The organism is Isoalcanivorax indicus (assembly GCF_003259185.1).
Classification (GTDB): domain Bacteria; phylum Pseudomonadota; class Gammaproteobacteria; order Pseudomonadales; family Alcanivoracaceae; genus Isoalcanivorax; species Isoalcanivorax indicus.
The window spans coordinates 72472-93723 of the sequence record NZ_QGMP01000001.1 but is presented as its reverse complement, the minus strand read 5'-3'; the positions used below and the strand labels follow the sequence as shown (position 1 = coordinate 93723).

The 21252-nt window shown below is 64.6% G+C and carries 13 protein-coding genes; 1 reads left to right on the top strand and 12 read right to left on the bottom strand.

The genetic code is table 11. The features are described from left to right. Nucleotides 1-2: 2 nt before the first annotated feature. The 7 genes from tagF to DKW65_RS00410 all read right to left on the bottom strand — a co-directional run bounded on the left by tagF (nucleotide 3) and on the right by DKW65_RS00410 (nucleotide 8580). Complete coding sequence (gene tagF / locus DKW65_RS00440) at nucleotides 3-1013, bottom strand: type VI secretion system-associated protein TagF (protein ID WP_111655398.1); 1011 nt, start codon at nucleotides 1011-1013, stop codon at nucleotides 3-5. Beyond that, on the bottom strand, nucleotides 1013-4636 hold the full coding sequence (tssM, locus tag DKW65_RS00435) for a type VI secretion system membrane subunit TssM (protein ID WP_111655397.1): 3624 nt from the start codon (nucleotides 4634-4636) through the stop codon (nucleotides 1013-1015). The genes tagF and tssM overlap by 1 nt, the downstream gene beginning before the upstream one ends. Beyond that, on the bottom strand, nucleotides 4633-5349 hold the full coding sequence (gene icmH, locus DKW65_RS00430) for a type IVB secretion system protein IcmH/DotU (protein ID WP_111655396.1): 717 nt from the start codon (nucleotides 5347-5349) through the stop codon (nucleotides 4633-4635). The genes tssM and icmH overlap by 4 nt, the downstream gene beginning before the upstream one ends. Nucleotides 5350-5352: 3 nt before the next feature. Next, a complete protein-coding gene (tssK, locus tag DKW65_RS00425; protein ID WP_111655395.1) occupies nucleotides 5353-6687 on the bottom strand; it encodes a type VI secretion system baseplate subunit TssK in 1335 nt (444 codons plus the stop codon). A gap of 20 nt (nucleotides 6688-6707) precedes the next feature. Then, complete coding sequence (gene tssJ, locus DKW65_RS00420; protein WP_162925619.1) at nucleotides 6708-7151, bottom strand: type VI secretion system lipoprotein TssJ; 444 nt, start codon at nucleotides 7149-7151, stop codon at nucleotides 6708-6710. Nucleotides 7152-7153: 2 nt separating this feature from the next. Then, the gene (locus DKW65_RS00415; RefSeq protein WP_111655393.1) at nucleotides 7154-7618 is read right to left on the bottom strand and encodes a hypothetical protein; all 465 of its coding nucleotides are present in this window, start codon (nucleotides 7616-7618) and stop codon (nucleotides 7154-7156) included. 482 nt (nucleotides 7619-8100) lie between these two features. Then, nucleotides 8101-8580 carry a glutathione peroxidase gene (locus tag DKW65_RS00410; RefSeq protein ID WP_111655392.1) on the bottom strand — a complete coding sequence of 160 codons (480 nt, stop codon included), beginning with the start codon at nucleotides 8578-8580 and terminating at the stop codon, nucleotides 8101-8103. A gap of 108 nt (nucleotides 8581-8688) precedes the next feature. Between DKW65_RS00410 and DKW65_RS00405 the strand changes: the two genes are divergently transcribed. Beyond that, nucleotides 8689-10044, top strand: coding sequence for a deoxyguanosinetriphosphate triphosphohydrolase (locus DKW65_RS00405; RefSeq protein WP_111655391.1), 1356 nt, complete (start codon nucleotides 8689-8691; stop codon nucleotides 10042-10044). 9 nt (nucleotides 10045-10053) lie between these two features. Here the strand turns inward: DKW65_RS00405 and DKW65_RS00400 are convergent, their stop codons facing one another. From DKW65_RS00400 to recC, 5 genes are read right to left on the bottom strand one after another with little or no spacing between them, the layout of a single operon-like run. Continuing rightward, entirely contained in the window at nucleotides 10054-12111 is a 2058-nt protein-coding gene (locus tag DKW65_RS00400) for a phospholipase D-like domain-containing protein (RefSeq protein WP_162925618.1), read from the bottom strand. A 7-nt stretch (nucleotides 12112-12118) separates the two neighbouring features. Further along, nucleotides 12119-12550: a gamma-glutamylcyclotransferase family protein gene (locus DKW65_RS00395; RefSeq protein ID WP_111655389.1), complete on the bottom strand. Its 432-nt coding sequence runs from the start codon at nucleotides 12548-12550 to the stop codon at nucleotides 12119-12121. Continuing rightward, a complete protein-coding gene (gene recD / locus DKW65_RS00390) occupies nucleotides 12543-14363 on the bottom strand; it encodes an exodeoxyribonuclease V subunit alpha (protein ID WP_111655388.1) in 1821 nt (606 codons plus the stop codon). The genes DKW65_RS00395 and recD overlap by 8 nt, the downstream gene beginning before the upstream one ends. Beyond that, entirely contained in the window at nucleotides 14360-17920 is a 3561-nt protein-coding gene (gene recB / locus DKW65_RS00385; RefSeq protein WP_162925617.1) for an exodeoxyribonuclease V subunit beta, read from the bottom strand. Before recB ends, recD begins: the two co-directional genes overlap by 4 nt. Continuing rightward, nucleotides 17913-21221 carry an exodeoxyribonuclease V subunit gamma gene (recC, locus tag DKW65_RS00380; protein ID WP_111655386.1) on the bottom strand — a complete coding sequence of 1103 codons (3309 nt, stop codon included), beginning with the start codon at nucleotides 21219-21221 and terminating at the stop codon, nucleotides 17913-17915. Before recC ends, recB begins: the two co-directional genes overlap by 8 nt. Nucleotides 21222-21252 lie beyond the last annotated feature (31 nt).

Here is a 21252-nt window from a genome sequence, read left to right as displayed (position 1 = left end):
ATTCACAGCGTACCTCCACTGACGTAGCGGCTGAGCAGATCCAGCAGACTGCCCTGTTCCAGCGCGGCGATATCCAGTGCCTTGCGCGCTGCCGGTGCCGGTTCGTCCAGCAACTGCGCCAGGCTCTGAACTGTGCCATCACGCAGCGTGTCGTCGAAAAGGTGCGGCAGAAAACTGGGCGGCACACGGCGAAAGAAGATCGTGACCTGACCGAAGGCGTTGTCGCGGCTGCGCCAGAAATAACTGCCGCGCCAGTTTTGCCCCAGCAGGCTGTCCAGCAAACGCAACCAGAACACCAGGCCTGCCTCGGCATGCTCCCCGGCTGGTAGCGGCAAGCGTATGCCCCAGGCGGTACGCGCCGGGCCGCGGCGGACCACAGCGGAAATCAGATCCACCACACCCTGATGAAACCGCGCCGCATCACCGCCGCCGAGCTCAAGCGCCATGTCGCGCATGACATCAAGCGAGGTGGCACGCAGCAGCCCCAACTCGCGCTCGACCATGGCGCTGCGGCCCTTGGCGACACTGTCCTCCGCCACCGCATCCAGGCAGCCCAGCAGGGTTTCCAGCGGTTCATGCCGCCACCGCTGCCCGACAATGTCCGCGGCGTGACGGAAGAAGGGGCCGTACACCAGCGGCACGGCGGCCTGTACCTGCATAAGGCTCTGCGACCGCGCCAGGGTCGCCAGCACGAACGGATACCAGCGGCCGCTGCGGTCGCTGCCGGGAGCAATAGTGGCCAGCACGGTGCGCTGGTTGTCGGTGCCTGCAAACACGGCATGGTGCACGATGGCCTGGGGGAAACCCGGCGCATTGTGCGGGCCGTTAAGACGCCGGGATATCAGCGCATAGCCTTCCTGTATCCACTGATCCAGTTCTCGAATTTCCCGCTCGTCCACGCGATGCTTGATGAAATCCGCCCGAATCGGCAGCTTGCCGAAGGCCGAGATCACCGGCTTCTCCGCGGCGTGTCCTTCCGCACCGGCACGCTGTTGTTTGAGGAATCCGAACATCAGCTTGCCTCCAGCACACTGCCCGCTGTGGGCGCCAGGCTGCCGAAGATATCCGCGGGCACGCGGAAGGTGTTGAGCACGCGATTACGGAACAGATTCGATTGTCGATCAGCGCGCAAACGATAGCGCACCAGCAGCGGATCACTCATGCCGCCACTCAGTTCCCATTGCAACATCAGGTCCTGATCGCTCTCACGCGACATGGCAGCCTGGTTGAACAAGCGGAACAGGGCCCATTGACCCTCCGCACGGATTTCGTCGCGACTCTGCCCGCGCGCCGCCACGCCGCTGATGCGCGCGCCGATCAGGTCCTGATCACCGGGCCAGGTAAAGCGGCGCCATTCCTGCGGGCCGTTGCGGTAACGGTAGGACTGACCGTTACTCTCCAGCAGGATTTCAGTAACGCCCCGCGAGGGAACCGGATAGAGATAGAAGCTGAGCTCCGGATGACGGCCACCGCGACCGAACAGACTGTCTGTAATGACCTGGCTTGATGCCACACTACCCAGAAAACGTGGCGAGAGACCCAAGCCCTGGTCCAGCCAGGTGCGCTCTCGCCAACCGCCACGGCCTTGCTCGACAAACGGTGACAGGGTGTCGTTCAGGAACGCCCAGAAGCGGCCATCTCCGGGGCGGAAGAAGTCAGCCATGTCGTCGAGTGAGGCATCCTGGCCCCGTGCATTGAACGGGAAGCGATTTTCCAGGCGCGCTTCGAACGTATTGGCCACTTCATGCTGCCACTGCTGGCCGATGCTGACCCGTGCCTGCAGCAGCACCTGGCGCCAGCTCTCGCGCACGGCCCCTTCCAGCAACGGACGCAGCGCTTCCCGCGTTTCCGGATCAATCGTGCTGAGCAGACTGCTGAGCGTTACCCAGCTGCGATAGAGCTCGGTCTCCGACCCACCACGGCCCAGAATGCTGCCCGCGTACTGCTCGGCTTCCAGGGGAACATTGACGGCCAGCGCCAGACGTTCCATATCGGCTTTGAGGGCCGAGAGGGTGACCAGATACTGGTTGACCAGCTCACTGACAGAACGATTTTCGGCGGCGCGCACGAAGCGACGCAGCTCAGCGGTGCGTTCGTCCATCGCCTTGATGGTCACCCGGCGATCCCCCAGCTCGGCCAGCGCCGCTGCCCCCGGGCCGGGCGCGGCTTCATGCAAGGTCAGGTTATGCGAGACACCGTTCATCAGCTGGCCCAGCGCCCCACCGCTGCGCGACAACTGATCAATACGGCCAACGCCTTCTTCCAGCGATGCGAAACGGCGCAGTCGCGTCTGCGCCAGGAAGGCCAGCCAGGCCTCGGCATAATCATCAAAATAGAGCGCACGAATGTCCTCACGCAGCGAGGCCGCCAGCCCTTCATCAATGAGCGTGCCGTCGGTGTCTTCGCCTTCGCCCGGCAGGTAGCGGCCCGTCAGCACCCAGTCACCCCGGGTCGCGGCGTCGATGCGCGCCTCGATCTGCTCACGCACGAACCGGTTCCAGCCATCCCGTGTATAGACGCCGGGCACACGGATGCCGGAACCCAGCAATTGGCGCGCATTGCGATCAAGCAGGTCATCGATGCCGAGGTCTTTGAGTTCGTTGGCACCCCGCGACATCACCTGGGCGTACATCTGCCCTGCATCCGGGGGCGATTGCAGGTTCTCGCGGGCTTGTGTGATCAGCGACTGGCGCGCGTTCAGGCGCTGCTCACCCGCTGCCAGACGGGCCACATAAAATTCTGCCAGGCCATACAGCGGGTGCGACGCGTCCGTGGCCGCATCCCGGAACACGGGCTCCTTGTTCTGGCCAAGACGCTCGAGCCACAGCCCATTGAGGACCGGCACCGCTACCTCTGTCTCCATACGTTGCGGCGCACGGCTGAGCATCAGGTAGGTTTTCAGCGCGGCATAGTAATCATCGCGCATGGCTTCCTGCCCACGCCGGTCAGCGGCCTCCCAGTTCCGCCCCATGTTTTCCAGTGCCAGCTCCAGGGAATGAAAGGCGGGTTGCCGGTAGAAGCGCCCCATGGCGTTTTCCAGCAGGTCGGCCATCACGGGCAACTGGTGATGGCCATTGTAAACACCGAAGCGGAAGCGCCAGGGGCGATCGTCTTCATAGGCCAGCAGCTGCTGATAATGCGCAAAGGCATCCGCCAGCACCTGATAGCGATCCTGCACGTCGTAGCGATCATCGGCGAGCGCCTGACTGACCTGACGGCTGTGCGAAACCCCCTGATTCAACAACAGGGAATTGGCACCGTAAGAGGCGCTCAATGTCAGCAGTGTGCTGACGACCAGCACCAGCCCCACAGCGATGGCGCCGGTTTTCAGGCCGCGATCCCACAGCACCCGGCGACGATTGCCGCGCACAAAGGTGTGTAGCGGAATAACCACTTCCGTGAACAGGCGATTGATAAAGTAGGGGCGCGGCGCGCTGCTGCGCGGGGGTGCCTCGCGCTCGTCGAAACCGAAGGCCTGGCGCAGGTTGCCCACCAGGCGGGTCAGCGGCGTCCCTTCCTGCGTGCCACTGGTGAAGTAGGCCCCGGCGAACTGCGGCGTTTCCTGATACGGATTGTCGCGGAACAGCATGTTGATGCATTCCGAGAGTTTTTCCGCTGCCGCGCTGAACTGGTCCGGGAAGGCGTACAAGGCTGCCTTGCGATCCAGCTTGCGCTGCATGGACAGCTTGCGCAGACGCAGCTCGCACAGGCGACTGTAGAGCTGTTGCATGTGGTGTTCGAACGCCTCGGCAGCCGGTGCTGCCTGGTCGCCGTCTTCCAGCAGGTAGGCGCCCCACAGCTGGCTGCGCTCCGTGTCACTCAGGTCCTCGAAGAATTCCTCGAAACCGGGAATCAGATCGCTTTTCGTAAAGACAATAAATACCGGAAATACCAACCCGAGACGCTGCATCAGTTCGTTGATGCGTTCACGGATAATGCGTACATGCCGCTCCAGCGCTTCACTGTCGGCGGTTAACAGATCGGCAACGCTGATGGCCACCAGCACCCCATTGATGGGCGCGCGGCGACGCTGTTTGCGCAGCATGTCGAGAAACGCGAACCACTCGTCCCGATCCTCTTCTTCCGTGGTATAGCGACCTGCGGTATCCAGCAACACAGCCTGGTCAGAGAACCACCAGTCGCAGTTGCGCGTGCCACCCACACCACGGAAGTGCAGGTCGTCGGCATCGGCATATGGGAAATGCAGGCCTGAATTTCGCAGCATGGTGCTCTTGCCCGCCGCAGAGGGGCCGATCACCATGTACCAGGGCAATGCATACAGCGCAGCGCTGCCCCGATAGCCGCCGCCCAGTCGCGAGGACTTCAGGGCTGAAATGGCCTCGTCCATCTTTTCGCGGATACTGTCGATCTCGGCGGCCTGCCCTTCACCACTGATCTGCGCCCGCAGGGTGGCGCCGCGATGCCGCGCCCATAACCAGCGCACTCCGGCGGCCAGCACAAACAGGCCGACCAGACCCGCGATAACCCAGAGACGGAGGCTGCGGTCCGTCAGCCCGACATAGGGCCCCGCGTACCAGACCAGCGCAATCAGGACGATCAGGCCGATGGCCGAGCTGCCAAAGCGCGACAACAACAGGCCTTTCATTTTTTGCAGTATCTGTCCCTTGGGTGTCATCCGTGCATCCCCTTGCCTGACTCGTCTTCACGGCCGAGATGAATACCCAGCCGGTCTGTCTCCACACGAATTTCCCGTGCGGCATCGCGCGCACTCTTGGCGCTGACGGCGGTGTAGCCGGTGTAACTGAAGAACATGAACGCCACCGTGACGGTGGCAATCACCCAATAGGGCACCTCGCGGCCCATACGGGCGAACAGGTGCTCCCGGGGCTGACCGGAGGGCGCCAACCGGGGGTCGGCCACGCCGCGATGGCCGTCAATCTGGCTACGCAGGTCCACCTGCAGGGCCATCAGTTGCTCCAGGCCCCGCAGCTTGTAGACGCCTTCGAAACCGAGCTGCAAGCAAACGTAGTAGAGCTCGAGCAGATCCAGACTTTGTTCACCGCGCTGGCGCAGCTCTGCAAGACGCACAAAAAAGGCTTCACCGCCGAGGTGCTCGCCGAACAGTTGCAACTGAAGCGGATTACTCATCCACTCCATGCGATGTGCCCAGGATGACGCCATCACCGACTCGTCGATAAAGGTGGCCAGCGCAAACTTGGCCTGCTGCACGTCGGCGGTGCTGATCTGGCGCTCAAAGGCCATCCGCTCGAACTGGTCGAAACCGTCCAGTACCCGCTCACGCAGATCATCCGGTGCGTCGCCGCCGCCCGCACGCAGCGGCATGACCAGGTCCAGAAGATGGGCACTGCACTCCAGCAATGGATTCATTGTTCAGTCCTCCACGCACAGCAAATTGAAGCGCGCATTCTGGAAGGCCGCTGGCAGGAAGATCGCCAGGCTGCGTGCCTCCAGGGCGCGGGGCCAGAATTCGCCGGTGGGCTCAAAGCGAAAATATTCGAAGCCGCTTTTAACCGGCAGCCGGTTTGGCGGTCGCTGGGTGTGGCTCAAGCGGATACCTGGCAGCGCCGACGCCAGGATCAGTTCAAGATCCTCTCGGCTGCCGCTCTTGGTCTGGCGTGCAAAGTCTGTCACCCAGCTCGGATCATCGGCGTCGTGACTGACCCCCAGGTACAGGTGTTGTCGATCAAGGGCTTCCCATGGCACCCCTTCGGCGATACGCACGGCGGGGCTTTCGTCACGCAAGGTCAGGGCGGTGCTGGGCGTCGGCGCCGCCTCGGCGAGGAAATCGCGCAGCCGGGTTTCCAGCGTCGTGAACACCGCGGTCAGATCGCTATGACGATACTCGGGCAGATCCAGGTCGCTCTGATCCGCCTGAAAATCACACAGCCCGTTGAGCAAACGCACCGATTCGCGATACAGGGTTTCCGGATGGGTGCCGTCCTGACTCAGCAGGTGCTCCAGCGTCGCCAGCGCCGGGCGCAGTTGCAGCAGACGCAGAAACTGACCCATCTCGCGCGCGCCCATATCCGCCAGATCGCCGTAGCTGTTGCGCTGCTGGGAGAGCTGCCGCACGCGTGCCGCCAGCAAATCACGGATACGCACTGCCCACCCCCGCAACATGGGCGAGGCGGCCAGATTCACCGCAGGCGGAATGAATGGTTCCAGCGCGCGGTACTGCCCATCACCCTGATGCTCGAAACGACCGATACACAGCGTGCTGTACTGATCGCGGGACTGATCGCTGCGCAGCAACGTCAGATTCGGCTGTGCCAGGATGACCTCACGGCTGCGCGACGGGTCGTGTTCATCCGCAATGTCGCGGTAAGCCGCCTGCCACCCGCACAGGCGGCCCTGCTCGTGATAGCCATTGATGCCGCCCACACGATCATTGGCGGGCAGGGCCAGCCAGACATCCACCTGATCACCGCCGCCCGCCAGTTCGCAGGTCAGCGCCTGCCCCTGCTCGCCGGCATCGAAGCGCACCAGACGGCCATCCGGCAGAACGGCCGTCACCGCCTCGACGCGACACTGGCCGTTGCTCAGCGCTTCGCGGGTCAGGGAGAGGCTCACCAGCCCCCAGCAATGCGGATTCAGCAAGCGGCTGCGCTGCTGATAGTCGTGCCGCAGGCCCTTGTCCCACAGCTGGAAGTGTTGCTGGCCCAGGAAGAGTCCTTCCGCCCAGACCACTTTCTGCTGTTCACTCATGCTGTTGCTCACTCATGACATCAATCCAGAATCAGACGGTTCTGCTCCAGGGTGACCCCGACCCGGCGACTGAACCGCCGGGTGAGGAAATTGCCGGGCATGGGCTTGAGATCGCGCCAGTGGGTATCTTCCGGCGCACGAAACACCGCCATGGCGGCGACATGCTTGGCCTGGTCGTGGCGCGGCATGTCGATGCGGCGCTGATAGGCCGGGTCCATGGTGAATTCTTCTTTCATCACCAGGTCGTTACCCAGCACGCGGTAATCCTCGCGCCAGAGCTCCTCGAAGGTGGCCTCCTCGAAACGCTGCGGGTCACGCAACTGGTAAACGCGCACGACCACCGCCAGCGGCTCGTCAAATTCGTTCTTGTTGATATCCGCCGTCGAGGAAACCCCGACTTTCAGTGCCGGAGAGCCACAAGCGGCCAGCAACACGGTCATTACAGCAAGCAGAGACGCGCGCATCGTCATAAATCCTGACTGGAGGAGGAAGAGGAATGGCCTGCGCCTGACGGCAGAGAAGCAGGCGGTGTCACCTGCTCTCTGGCCGAGGCGTAAGCGGTCACAAAGACCGGCGCGATCACTTCCATGTAATCCCGATGACTGGCATCGTGCCGCACCTGCGGCGCACGCCGGAACAAGGTTGCCAGACGCTCGGCAAGACCGGATGTCTTGTCGGGCGCGGCGCTGACAGCCGCCAGCGCCTCCACCAGTGCAAGCTGGTGGCCCAGCAAATCCGAGAACAAGGCCTCCAGCGCTCCATCAGCCTCCGCACCGGCATCCAGCCAGGCGCGAATCACCGTTTCCGGTGGCTGATCCTTGAACGCTTCGAAGGCATCGTGAAAGAGTCGTCCGTAGGGCAAGCCGAACTCGTCGGCGAAACGCCGCTGTCCTTCCACCAGACGCGCCACACCGCGCACCAGTTTCTGCACGGCGGTACCGGAAAGACGCGAAGCACTCCCTGGCGCTGTTTTTTTTCGTCCCTGTTCTGCCACAAAAAACCTCAGCAGTGATATCAGAATGCCATCACTTCCGGTGCTTCAGGCACACCGGAAAGCGCAGGGATTCTTCTGCAGAACGGATACAAATGTCAAAAATGAAAATTCCGGGTGAACTGATTCAAAAAAACAAAAAAAGTGGCGCTTTATGATCAATTTTCAGTCTTTCCAGTACGATCGTTCGGCAGTTTTTGTGCGCGAGCGCACAGCCTGTTATCCGATCTCTTACAGCGCATCAGCGATCTCTCACATGAATTGTCAGATATCTCTTACACGAAAATAGGTGATCCGCCATGCGACTTGCGAGTCAGGGTTTTTCTGATTTTACACTGGCGAATAAAAATGCTATTCGCGTGCGATGACGTGCAAGGGGAACCGGTGCGCCGCCCCGGACAGGGCGGCGGCGGGGTAACATCTCAGAGCAACGCTTCGATATCGCCGGCGAGCTTCTCTGGCTTGTCGGTGGGTGCATAGCGCTTGACCACATCACCCTCGCGATTGACCAGGAACTTGGTGAAGTTCCATTTGATCCCCTTGCTGCCAAGCAGCCCCGGAGCCTGTTCCTTCAGGTGTTGATACAGCGGGTGCGCTTTGCTGCCATTCACCTCGATCTTGCCGAACATGGGGAAGCTGACGCCGTAATTGATCTCGCAGAATTCGCTGATCTGGGTCTCGTCACCCGGCTCCTGATGACCGAACTGGTCGCAGGGGAACCCCAGAATCACGAGACCGCGCTCCTGATACTGTTCATACAGCGCTTGCAGACCCTTGTACTGCGGGGTCAGCCCACATTTGCTGGCCGTATTGACGATCAGCAACACCTTGCCACGATAGTCGGCCAGGCTGCGTTCTTCGCCACGCAGGGTGGTGGCGGAAAATCCGTACACATCACTCACGTTCTGTCTCTCCCGATATTAAGACGCCGCCTGAGTCTAGCACGGGTGCCGCACAGCGATGGATTGCCGATATACTGCCTGCCAGTAGCCACTTGAACCGGATGCCTCATGGACTGGAATACCTTGCTGAACAAGCGCCGCCTGGGCGACCGCGCGGCCAAGGACGAGCGCGGTCGCACCGCCTTCGTCCGCGATCATGACAAGATCATCTTTTCCGGGGCCTTCCGGCGGCTGGCACGCAAGACCCAGGTGCACCCGCTGGCGACCAACGACCATGTGCACAATCGGCTGACCCATTCGCTGGAGGTGTCCTGTGTCGGGCGCACCCTGGGCATTCGCGTGGGCGAGCGGCTCGAACAGCAGCGTCTGCTCCCCTCAGACACAGGCCCCACGGACCTGGGCGACATCGTGCAGTCCGCCTGCCTGGCCCATGACATCGGCAACCCGCCCTTCGGCCACACCGGGGAGCGCGCCATCCGCGCCTGGTTCGGCGAACGTGGCAAGCGCTACCTCGACACCCTGCCACCCGAACAGGCCAGCGACCTGGCGATCTTCGAGGGCAACGCCCAGGGCTTCCGCATCCTGACCAAAAGCGAGTATCACCAGTACGACGACGGCATGCGGCTGACCTATGCCACCCTGGGCGCCTTTCTCAAATACCCGTGGCTGTCCGCCACCAGCCTGCAGGAGGCCTGCCCGCGACCTGCCAAGTACAGTGCCTTCCTGGCAGAAGCGGACGCCTTCCGCGAGGTGGCCCGGGCCACGGGCCTGACGCCTCAGGCTGCCGACATCTATGCCCGCCATCCGCTGGCCTATCTGGTGGAGGCCGCCGACGACTTCTGCTACGCCATTATCGACCTCGAAGATGGTCTGGAAATGGATCTGCTGCACTGGGATGAAGTGCATGCCCTGCTGGCACCGGCCATTCCGGACAGTGAAGAGGTGCGGCGTCTGCTGCATTCTGACCTGCGCGTGGGCCGCAAGGCCGCCCTGCTGCGCGGCAAGATCATCGAGCGCTTCATCGAAGCCGGCGTGGAAGCCTTCATGGCCAACCATGACCGTTTGCTGGCCGGAAAACTGGATGGCGATCTTATTTCCCACTGCGAGCCCGCCGTGCGTGACGTGGTGGAAAATGCCAAGCAACTGGCCCGCACCAAGGTCTTCGAGCATCCGCGCAAGGTAGAGCTGGAGATCGGGGCATTCGAGGTGATCGGCAAACTGCTGGACGGTCTGATTGATGCCGTGGCGAGCCACGCCAGTGGCGATGCTTCCAACTTCCGCCATCAACGCATCATCGACCTGATCGGCCGACACAGCTTCCCGCCGGAAATGGCCACCCTGCCCGTGGAACAGCGCACCTATCAATGCATGATGCGGGCGCTGGATTTCCTTGCCGGGATGACAGACGACTATGCCACTTATCTGGCGAAACAGTTCTCTGGCATGGCGGAAACCCGCTATTGAGCACGCCCGTCAGAGAGGGCGCGACAGTATCCCGGCGACATAGTCCGACCAGGTCCAGGCCAGCGGTGCCAGCAGTTCCTGGCTGATCGCAAAGTGCGGCATGAACAGCACATCTTTCAGGGCGCTTACGGTAGCCGGGTCAGACGTGGCCAGGTTGATCTCCTGGTTCATCTTGAAGCTCAGCCGATCGAAGTTGGCAGAGCCGAAACTCGCCCAACCATCGTAAATGGCTGCTTTGACATGGGTCATGCCCGGATAGATGAACATGCGCACGCCCCCTGCCAGCAACTGGTTCGCCGTGAACAGGTTGGCGCTGTTCATCACCCCGTGGTTGCCTTCGCCGGGCAACACCACCCGCACGTCAACGCCGCGCGCCCGCGCCGCCAGCAACGCATTGATGACGTCCGGCTCGGTAAAGTAAGGCGTGGCGATAAAGATATAACGCTGCGCGGAAGCGATGGCCGCCAACTGTGCACGCAGGATTTCCCGCTGTCCGGAGCGGGTACGCAGCACGCGCACCGGCGCCATGCCGTCCGGCATTTCAGTGACTTCCAGCCGAGGCAAACGCAACGAACGAATGAGATACGCCAGGTCGCCGCCCGGCCCGGCGTGCGCCCAGGCGCGATCGAATTCCGTCTGCAACCGCCCGACCACCGGGCCTTCCACGCGTACCATCATGTCATGCCAGTGATAGCGGTATTCGGCACCGTAGTTCATCCCCCCCACATAGGCCACATCCCGGTCCACCAACGTCAGCTTGGCGTGGTCGCCCGTCAGCCAGGGATTGCCCACACGGCGCGCCTGCACCGCCGAACCACTGCGCAGATAACGCACCATGTCCGAGGGTGGCTGGAAGCCAGGCCCGTACCCCTCCGGCGGCGGCGTCAGCCCGGCCATCATGGAGCCAAGATCGTCCATCATCACGCGCACGCGGATGTCGTCGCTGCGTGCACGCAGCAGGTCGGCCAGCTGCACGGCATATTCATCGTTATCAAAAATATAGGTGCGGATATCCACGCTCTTTTGCGCCGCATGGATGCGTTCGACCAGTTCCGGGAAGAACACATCACCGCCCACCAGAAACGTCAATTCGCCGGGGTAACGATGGTGCCCCGTCAAGGCATCCAGCCGATGCTCCCAGGCTTCCAGATCCATGCCCGGCCCCTCATGCAGAGGAGCCTGCGGATCGATCGCCTCCGGCCCGCGCCGGGCCACACTGACCACGGCATCCTCGACGTGGCCGAACAGCCGCCGCACCGTGGTGACCGGGTTCTTCAGAAACGTCAGAAAATGGCTGCGCACCACGACCCGGTCGAGTGTCTTCAGTGACACCCGCAGCATCGGTTCGCGGGCGTCGGCGCCCTCCGCCGGCGACAGCACATAGAGCAACTCGCCCGCCTCGGGATCTGCATAAATCCAGCCCAATGCCCCCGGCTGATCCGGGGTCAGCGTGAACAGCATCGGCCCAAAAAGAGGCGCTTCACTGTTGGCATTCATGTCCTGCAGCAGCGACAGCATGCGCACCGCAAGCTGGCGATCATCCATGCGCTCGACCAGGGTCACCGACGGGGGCACCTCGGGCCAGGGCAGGATATGTAACCCGCCCTGTTCATCACGCCAGCTCACCAGTTCACGCCGCCGCAATTGCAACGCCAGACCCTGCTCGGGCTCGTGCGGCGTCAGCCAGCCGATCATGTCGCGCAGGATAACGGCCACCTCATCGTCATCCAGCACGGTAACCGGCCGGGCACGGCGGGGTGGGCGACGCAGCCGCTCGTGAATGTGCAGTTCGGTCAGCCAGATGGCCACGCCGTCTTCTTCATGCACATCCAGCGGGCTGACACCGAACCACAGGTATTCGTTGTCGTTGACGAACCCCAGGCGTAACGCCCCATCCACCTGCACTGCCTGCACCCGGGTATGTTCCAGCGCCGTTTCCAGCGCTGGCATGGTCAGGCGATAGGGCTCACCGGTGAGCGACGTCCGGCTGGCGCACCCGGTCATGCCCGGCAAGACGGCGCCCAGCAACACCGTCCAGAGCAACAGGCGCTGCAACACCCCCCTCATGCCAGCATCACTCCTCCGGCCCCTGAGTGCGCGCCACGCCTCGAAACGGCGTCGGGCGGGGCGGCCGGTCACGCCAGCGGCCCTGGCGCAGCAATCGGCCCCGCGCAGGTGCCTTGTGCTGCACATAAACCCAGACCGGGCCGAAGGGGGATGACAACTGAATGCGATCGTAACAGGCGGGATATTCCTCCAGCCGGTCCAGCGCGGCGAGCCCGTCAGCATCCACCGCATAGACTTCGCCTGCTACGGCCTGACGGCCACCCGGGCACAGCACGGGATAACTGCCGAGGGAAAACAGGCGGAAGCGCGCGGGCGTCTGCCAGCGGCCAAGGAAGCGCGCGCCCGCCAGCCAATGGTGATTGCTCTCTCCGCGCAGCAGCGTGCCATAAACGAAAACACGGAGGGTGCCGGACATCGCACTGCCCATCGCACTATTCATCCCGCAACCCGTCCCGCAGCCGTGCAGCCAGCCCGGAACGACGCTGGATGCGGCGCCCCAGCGTCAGTTGCAGCACCGCATCGCTGGCCACCACCGAGACCTGCTGCCGGGCACGGGTGAGCCCCGTGTACAACAGTTCCCGTCCCAGCAGCGGCGAATCGTGCTCTGGCAACACCACCAGTACCTGGTCAAATTCACTGCCCTGACTCTTGTGAATGGTCATGGCCCAGGCGTCTTCAAAGGCCGGCAGCCGCACGGGGGGCACCCAGCGCAAGCTGCCATCGGCGGTGGCAAAGACCACCTTGAGCTGGCCGTCTGCGGGGTCCATCAGCGTAACGCCGGCATCGCCGTTGAACAGGCCCTGGCTCCAGTCGTTGCGCGTCAATAACACCGCCCGGCCCGGGAACCAGGGCTGATGGCCGCTCAGGCCACGAGCTCTCAGTGCCCGGGTAATCAGGGCATTAAAGGTCTCGACGCCCCAGGGACCACGGCGCTGGGCACAGAGCAGGCGAAATCGGGCAAAAGCCGCCAGCACCGCTTCGGGCGCAGCGCCCTCACGGGCCAGCGCCAGCATCGGCGCCAGGGCGGTAGCCGCCTGCTCCACCAATGCCGCACGGTCCGGCGCCAGCCAGTGCAAATCTTCTGGCGGGTCTGCGCGCAACGCCTGCACCGCCGCCATGTCGCCCAGACGCACGGCATCGGCCAGACGTCCTATCCCTGCCGCTTCGTCATATCGATGCACGCGCGCCAGGCGCACCACCTGGTCATCCGGCAAGGTCATGGCCGTGTCCTGGGACAGGCCCGTCAGCGCTTCCCCGAGAAGTCGGCTGAACACGTTCGGCGAGAAGCGATTCCCGGCGTCGCTGTCTTCACCGCACAGGTCAGCAAACACACTGCCCGCCTCCACCGACGCGAGCTGATCGCGGTCGCCCACCAGATACAGGGCCGCAGCGTCCGGCAGCGCCGACACCAGTTGTGTCATCAACCCCAGGTCAATCATCGAGGCTTCATCCACCACCACCACATCCACCGGCAGCAGCCGCCCGGCATGATAGCGTGGCCGGCCATCACGGCCCGCGCCCAGCAATCGGTGCAGGGTGACCGCCTCAGTGGGCATGGCCGCGCGCAGCATGTCCGGCAACGGCAGATCGACCAGCGCGGCACGCAGGGATTCGGTCAGGCGCGCCGCCGCCTTGCCGGTGGGCGCGGCCAGGCGCAAGCGCGGCAACGGCGCTTCCGGGTAACGGTGCGCCGCCAGCAGCAGTTGCAGTGCCAGCATCCGGGTGACCGTCCAGGTCTTGCCGGTCCCCGGCCCGCCGGTAATGATGCCAAAACGGTGCAGGGCACAATTGATGGCCGCCACACGTTGCCAGTCCGGTTGCGCCGTCGTCGGAAACAGGGGCCCGGCCAACTCGCCCGCCAGGCCGATGGGCAGATCGCGCAAACGACAGCGAGCGCGCACCGCATGGACCACACGCCCTTCCGCCTGATAATGCCGCGCCAGATACAGGCGGCTGGCTTCCCTGACCAGCAGGCAGGTGTCATCCGGGGTGCCGATCAGATGGCCGTCCACCTCCGGCGGCAAGGCCGGTGGCAGCCAGGGGCAATCGTCACTGTCGAACGGCAGCAGCGGCGGTTGCGACAGGTCCAGGCAGACATGCCCCTGACCCGCCAGATAGCTGACCAGGGCCATCAGCCAGACCGGCTCGTCATCGTCCGGGCTGTAGCGGGCCATAAGCCGTGCCAGGCTCATATCCAGGGGCCGCAGGATGCCGCGTTCCAGCCGTGTCTCCAGCCAGCTCAAGGCGCTCACAACCCCTCCTCCGCATGCGGCGGCAACCCGAACAGGGCATCCATCGCCGCCAGCGCCGCCGGGACGGGACGGGCAAACCAGATGCCCTGGCCGGGCGGCCCGTCATCCACCATGCCACGCAGGAACAGGTAGCCCAGGCCACCGAAATGCACCGCCGGATCATAGCCGGGCAGCGTGTGGCGCAGGTGACGGTGCAGGGCCAGGGCATAGAGCATCGCCTGCACATCGTAGCGGTGCTCGGCCATCGCCGCCTGCAACGCATCCGGATGGTAGTCACGCCCACGGGAGCCCAGCCAGTTGCTCTTGAAATCGATCACGTAATAGCGCCCGTCCACCTCGAAGACCAGATCGATGAAGCCGCGCAGCATGCCTCTGAGCCGGGCAAAATCCAGCGGCGGACGTGGTTGTGATGCGGGCAGCAGGGTCACGGCGCTATCCAGTGCGGCGGCACTGACTTCGCCTGCTGACAACATGAATTCCATTTCCGCTTTCCAGTGACGGGCCTGGCTCAGGGACGGCGCCTCCGGTGCCAGGGGGCGGCTCAGTACCGCTTCGCACATGCGCGTCACCACGCCATCCCAGTCTTCGTCGATGCCGTGACGGCGCAACTGCTCGCGGACCAGTGCCGGCGCCACCTCGCGACGCCGGTAGTCGAGCCGTTCGAAAATGCCATGCAGGCAGATCCCGGCGGCCGCGCCGCGCGGAAAGCCATGGATACCATGCTGCAACCGGGGGCCTTCAGGCGGGCTCACCGTGACTTCCGCCGGTTCGAAATGCTCACCACGATGCTGTTCCAGCGCCCGGGTCAGGCCGCTGTAACTGGTCAGCCGCCAGTCATCCCCGAGTTGCCCGCGGAAGCGTCGCACCTGGTCCGCCCGCACGCGCGCGGCGGCGGGCAAGGGGCGGCCGGCGCGTGGCATGTCGCCGGTCCAGTTGAGGGTCAGGTTGCTGGCCAGTGACTCCAGCCGGTCGCGATAGTCCGCGTGAGCGGTCTGCGTGGCATCCAGCCCGAGCAGGTGATGCAGGGCCGCCTCGGCACGGCCGTCACCCACCGGGGCCAGCAGGGTGTAGCAGCGATGGATGCTGCGCGTCAGTGCCACGTAGAGCAGCCGCATGTCTTCGGCGAGCCGTTCCTGGCGGGCCTGCTCACGCACCTCTTGCGCCATCCCGGGGGGCAGCAGCAGGTCCGCATCCAGCGCCACACAGTGATGGCCGTCTTTATTCACCCAGGCCACATCCCGCTCGCTACGGGTCGGGGCATTCCACATGCCGGCGACAAAGGTCACCGGATACTGAAGACCTTTACTGGTATGGATGGTGACCACCTGGACGAGATTGTCCTCGCTTTCCAGACGCAGCTGGCGGCCATCCTGGCTGCCCGCGGGTTGCTGCCGCTGGCGGGCAAACCAGTGCAGCAGCTCCCGGGGGCCGCCCTGCTGCCCGGCCGCCTGCTGTAGCAGCTCGCACAGGTGCAGCAGATCGGTGAGCTGGCGCTCGCCTTCTTCGGCGGCGCGCAGCCGCACCAGCACCTTTTCTTTCTCGAACAACTGATACAGCGCGGGCATCACACCACGGCTGCGCCACTGGCGCGCCAGTTCGTGGAACAGGTTCAGGGTGCGCGGCCATTCCAGGGGATGATTGAAGCGCTGATACAGCGTGGCGGGCGGCTGGGCAAACAGGCCGGTGCCCAGGGCGCTACGCACCAGCGCCTCGTTTTCCGGCTCCGCCAGGGCCGACAAGACCTGCTCCAGATCCGCTGCCACGGCGGTATCAAAGACGCTCTGCCGGTCACGGTAAACGCAGCCCAGTCCTTGCCCGGCCAGCGCGTCACGCACCTGGCGGGCTTCATGATGGCCGCGCACCAGCACAGCGATATCCCGCGCGGCCAGCGGGCGATCACCGATCAGTGTGCGCCCGGCGGCGGCATCGCCAAGCAGACGACGCACTTCCTGTGCAATCCAGCTCGCCTGCCAGGCCTGCGCCAGGCTCTTGTTACGGCCCAGCTGCTCGGCCTCGGGATCCGCCAGCACCAGCGTCAGGGCGGCGCGGCGGTCGTCACTGCGCAACGGCGTTTCATCGGCACGCCCTGCCGCCCGCGCCGGATGGAAATCGATGCCGGGCAGGACAAACGCCTCCGCATTGCCGGAAAACAGCGCGTTCACCGCGCGCACCATGGGCGTACTCGAGCGCCAGTTGGTGGCCAGCGTGTAGTGCTGCGCCGGATCGCAATCCTTGCGGGCCGACAGATAGGCATGGATATCCGCGCCGCGGAAGCGGTAGATGGCCTGCTTCGGGTCACCAATCATGAACAGCGCGGTAGCCGGCCGATCATGGTAGAGATGGCGGAAGATGGCATATTGCAGCGGATCGGTATCCTGAAATTCATCCACCAGCGCCACGGGATACTGGCTGGCCAGACGGCTGGCCAGCGCCTCGCCATCGGCCCCCCGCAGCGCCTCCGCCACATCCACCAGCAGGTCATCGGCGCTGCGCTGGCTGAGCTGCTGCTTGAGCCGCGCCAGGCGCGACTGTACCTGACCGCGCGCCACGCCGAGCAGCGCCGCCCGCTCCAGTGCCGGACCTTCCTGCTCATCGCGCAGCACATCCGGCAACAGCTCCAGCAACTCATGGGTAGGCACTTCGGCGAGCCGTTCCGGACGGGCGGCGCTGCGCAGTTCGTCCGGGAACAATCGGGTGCTCTGAACCGTACCGTCGCCGGTGCGCGCGATCGGGCTGTCGGCCTCGCCTGCGGCCCAGGCATCCAGCTGGTTCAGGCCAGGTTGCAACCAGCGCCACTGCAGCTTCTTGCCATTGAAAACCTTGCTGTCGCAGGCATGCTGCACGTGTCGACGCACCACGGCGCCATGGGTTTGCCAGGCAACACGCAGTTCCTCGCGCAACGCCTCCGCGCGGCGCTGGCGACGTGCCAGGTCCGCCTGGTCCAGCGCGGGCTCGAGTATCGGCAACGGCTGCCGCAGCAACGGCTTCAGCGCCTGCTGCAAACCGTCGGGCGTGGCAAAACAGCGCACCAGCGTGCGGCCATCGCCCCCTTCGTCGTAGACCAGCGTCCGCCACACATCCGCAACGGCCTGTTGCAACAGGGTGCCATCGTCATCACTGAAGGCGCATTCCATCGGCGCCCCCAGATCCAGGGCATGCTGGCGCAGCAGACGCTGGCAAAAGCCATGGATGGTGTGGATCGCCGCATTGTCCATGGCGGTAAGCGCCTGCTCCAGCAGCAGGATCGCCTGATCGGCGGGCATGGCCGCCAACAGATACTGCTCAAAAGCGTCATCACTCTGCCCGCGCTGAAACAGGGTGCGCGCCTCGCTCAGACGCAGGCGGATGCGCCCGCGCAGCTCCGCCACCGCCGCACGGGTGAAGGTGACCACCAGTATCTGTTCCACCGGCAAAGGCGCCTCGCGCCCCAGCCCCAGCACCAGCCGCAAGTACAGGCCGGCTATGGAAAAGGTCTTGCCGGTCCCGGCACTGGCTTCGATCAGGGTCAGCCCTTCCAGACCCAGGGTGCGCAGATCCAGCGGTTGCGGCTCAGTCATAGGGCTGCACCTCCGCCACATCCCGCAAGGGGCCCAGCAGACGCTTGCCCTGGCGCATGAAGTCGGTCAGCGGCGGCTCGGGGAAAAGACGCGCCACCGCCACGTCAGCGGCCTCCCCCGGCTGGCGGTCATTGCCCAGCAAATGCTGCAGGACCGTGTCGGGTTTGTCCGGCCAGACCAGGGCCGCCCAACCGGTCTGCGGCATGAACGCCAGGGGCGCCGTCAGGCCCTGCTGGTAGGCCTGCATCACCCCGCCCAGCAACTCGCGGGCAGTGTCCGCAGGCAGTGCCGGCAATTGCAGGCGCACATCGCGGAAGAAGGCGGTGCTGCGCCGGGCAGGCTCTGGCAACGGCAGGGTATTCAACGCCAGGTGCGTCAGCCAGAGCGCCAGCATGTGCCGCACCTTCGGGACTTTTTTCAGATTGCGCAGTGCATCACCACCACGCGGCGCATCACGGTTGGCAAACAGCCGCGACGCCGAACTGATCTGCTGCCCGCAGCCGGTCAACTCATGGAAGTGGCCACTCAGCGTGACGGCGCCCGCCTGGTGGCTGAAGCCCATCGGCGACAACAGTTCACCCTTGGCCCAGAGCCGCCGCACCCGACGGGCGTGCTCGGCAGCGGCCTCGACATGTTCGGCCACCAGGGCCTGCCCGGCCTCCCCCGGTGGCAACTGACCGCTGCCCTGCCAGCGGGCCACCAACGGCTCCAGCGGTTCCGCCGCCAGCACCCGGTCCAGCACCTGCTGCTCCAGTTGCCACACCTCCAGCCCACCGGCAACAAAGGGTTCGTCGTCATCCAGCACCCGGGTGGTATCCCCCAGGCTCACGCCCAGCCGCAATGACAGGAAAGCCTCGGCAGGATTACGCAGGAAGCGGGTCAGGTCGTTCAGGCCGACATCCAGCAGGCGCTCGGCCTGGCCGGCTTCCAGTTGCAGGGGCGGGTTCAGGCAAGGCACCTTGCGCGCCGCCGCCACCTCGGCCCAGTGCGCCGCATAAGAGAACAGCGTCGTGTCGGCGCCTTCTTTGGCAGGGGGATTGAAGTAACGCACGCTGAAAGGCTGCAGGGGATGCTGGCAGGTCAGATGCCGTGACAATGGCTGCGTGACACCCTGCTCGTCGGTCACCGGCTCGAACGCCTGATCCAGATAATCAGTGAGTTCCGCCAGCACCACAGAGGGCGGTCGCTCGCTGTTGTCCTGGCTGTCCCGCCCGCACCAGCTGATGCACAGATGGTCGCGCGCTGACAGCACCGCTTCCAGAAACAGGTAACGGTCTTCGGCGCGCCGCGAGCGATCACCGGGCAGAGGTTTCAGGCGCATCAGATCGTGCCCCACCGGTTGCTCCGGGCGCGGGTAGGCATCGTCCTGCATGCCCAGCAGACAGACCACCCGGAACGGCACACTGCGCATCGGCATCAGGGTGCAGAAATTCACGCGCCCGGCCAGGAAGCGCTGCCCCCCGGCACTGGCCGACAACGTCTGGCGCAACCAGGCGTGCACCATGTCCACATCCAGCGGCGCCTCGCCCAGTGCCTGCCCGGCGCCCCGGGCCAGCGTGTCCAGTGCGGCACGCAACTGATCCAGCTCCGCATCCCGGTCCGCCTCGCGGGCATAGCAATCGTCCAGCAGGCGGTTCAGGCGCTGTTGCCAGACCGCAGCACTGGCGGGCTTGCTCAGGGTCGCTTCGAAACGTTGCAGACGATGCAGAAACTCACCCAGGCGGCCCGCCAGTTCGGCCTGGCCCAGGGTCAGCCCGGGCAGGCTCGGGCGCGTCTGCCACAGCTGCTCTTCTTCGCCCAGGGCCACCCCCAGCAGGATACGTTCCAGCCCGGCAGCCCAGCTGTTCTCGCGGAAGGCGGGCAGCGCCAGACGCGCCCGGTGATCTTCGTCCAGCCCCCAGCGGATACCGGCCTCGCTGATCCAGCGACGCAACAGCGGCAGTTCCTCGATACTGAAACCGAAACGCGTGCGAATGGCCGGCACGTCCAGCAGGTCCATCACCTCATTGGCGGTAAAGCGGCTGACCCGGGGTTGCAGCAATTGCAACACGCTGCGCAGCAGGGGCGCTTCATCGGCCAGACTGCGGTCGGCGATGGCCCAGGGAATGGCAGGTTCACGGTCGGCACCGAATACCGCTTCGATCAGCGGCGCATAGCTGCCGACATCCGGCATCATCACCACCACATCGCGCGGCCGCAGTGTGGAATCCTGTTCAAACAGGGCCAGCAACCGGTCATGCAGCACTTCCACCTCACGCATGGGGCTGTGGCAATCATGCAGCTGGATCGTGTGCAGTGCTGCCGCGCGCGGCGCCTGGCGGCCGTCATGGAGATTGAAAATATCGGCCTGCACCTGCCCCAGCAGCGTGTCTTCGCGGGGCGGTACGAAGGCGTCGATCTCCTGTGCCTGGGGCCACAAACCACCCAGCAGCAGTTCCAGCAATTCGCGCCCCTGAGCACCGAGAGAGGCCAGCAGCGGATTACCCACCTCACCGGGCAGGCTCTCCCAGGACTGCCCCGCGCGCAGCGCCTTGACCCGATGGCGCGCCAACTGCCGGTCGCTTTGCACGTGGCCCCAGTATTCGGCGCTGGGATTGAGCAGAAACAGGTGCACATCACAGCATTCGCCCAGTACACCGAGTGCTTCCAGCTGCGCCGCAGGCTGGGTGGTGGGGCCGAACAGAAAGACCCGCGGCGGCAGCTGCGCCGGGTTCAGGTGCTCGCGAAGGCGCCGGGCATCCATCAACTCGCCACGGTGCAGATCCCGGGGGGCCAGAGCACGAATGCGGGCAGCCAGGCGCTGCCACAAGACCGGCTGCCAGCGGCGGTTGTCCGGCACCTCGCTGACCCGCCCGGCTTCCCAGTCGTTGAGCCAGGCAGGGCGGTACACCAGGTACTGGTCAAACAGGTCGGCAATATCCCGGCACAACTGGAACCGGCGCAGGGGACTGTCGTCGCGCAGATAATGCGCCAGCGGCGCTCCGGCATCGCACTTCAGCAGTTCGGGCAACTCGGCCAGCAGGTGCCAGAGCAGATTGTCCTTGCTCCAGGCAGACTGCTCCGGCAGATCAGGATGCAGGCGACGGTGCAGTTGCCAGAAGAAGGTGGAGGGCAGCGGGCACTCGATATTGGCGGCAATACCGTGCCGTGCTGCCAGGTTCAGTCGCAACCAGGTTGCCATCCCGGGGCTGTGGACCAGCACCTGTTCACTCGACAGCGGCGACGCCGGCTGCTGTGCCATGACAGCGCCCAGCATGGCGGCCAGATGTTCGAGACGGTTGGACTGATAGAGATAGTGCATCGCCGGATGATACGGCGCCTGAGCCTCGCTG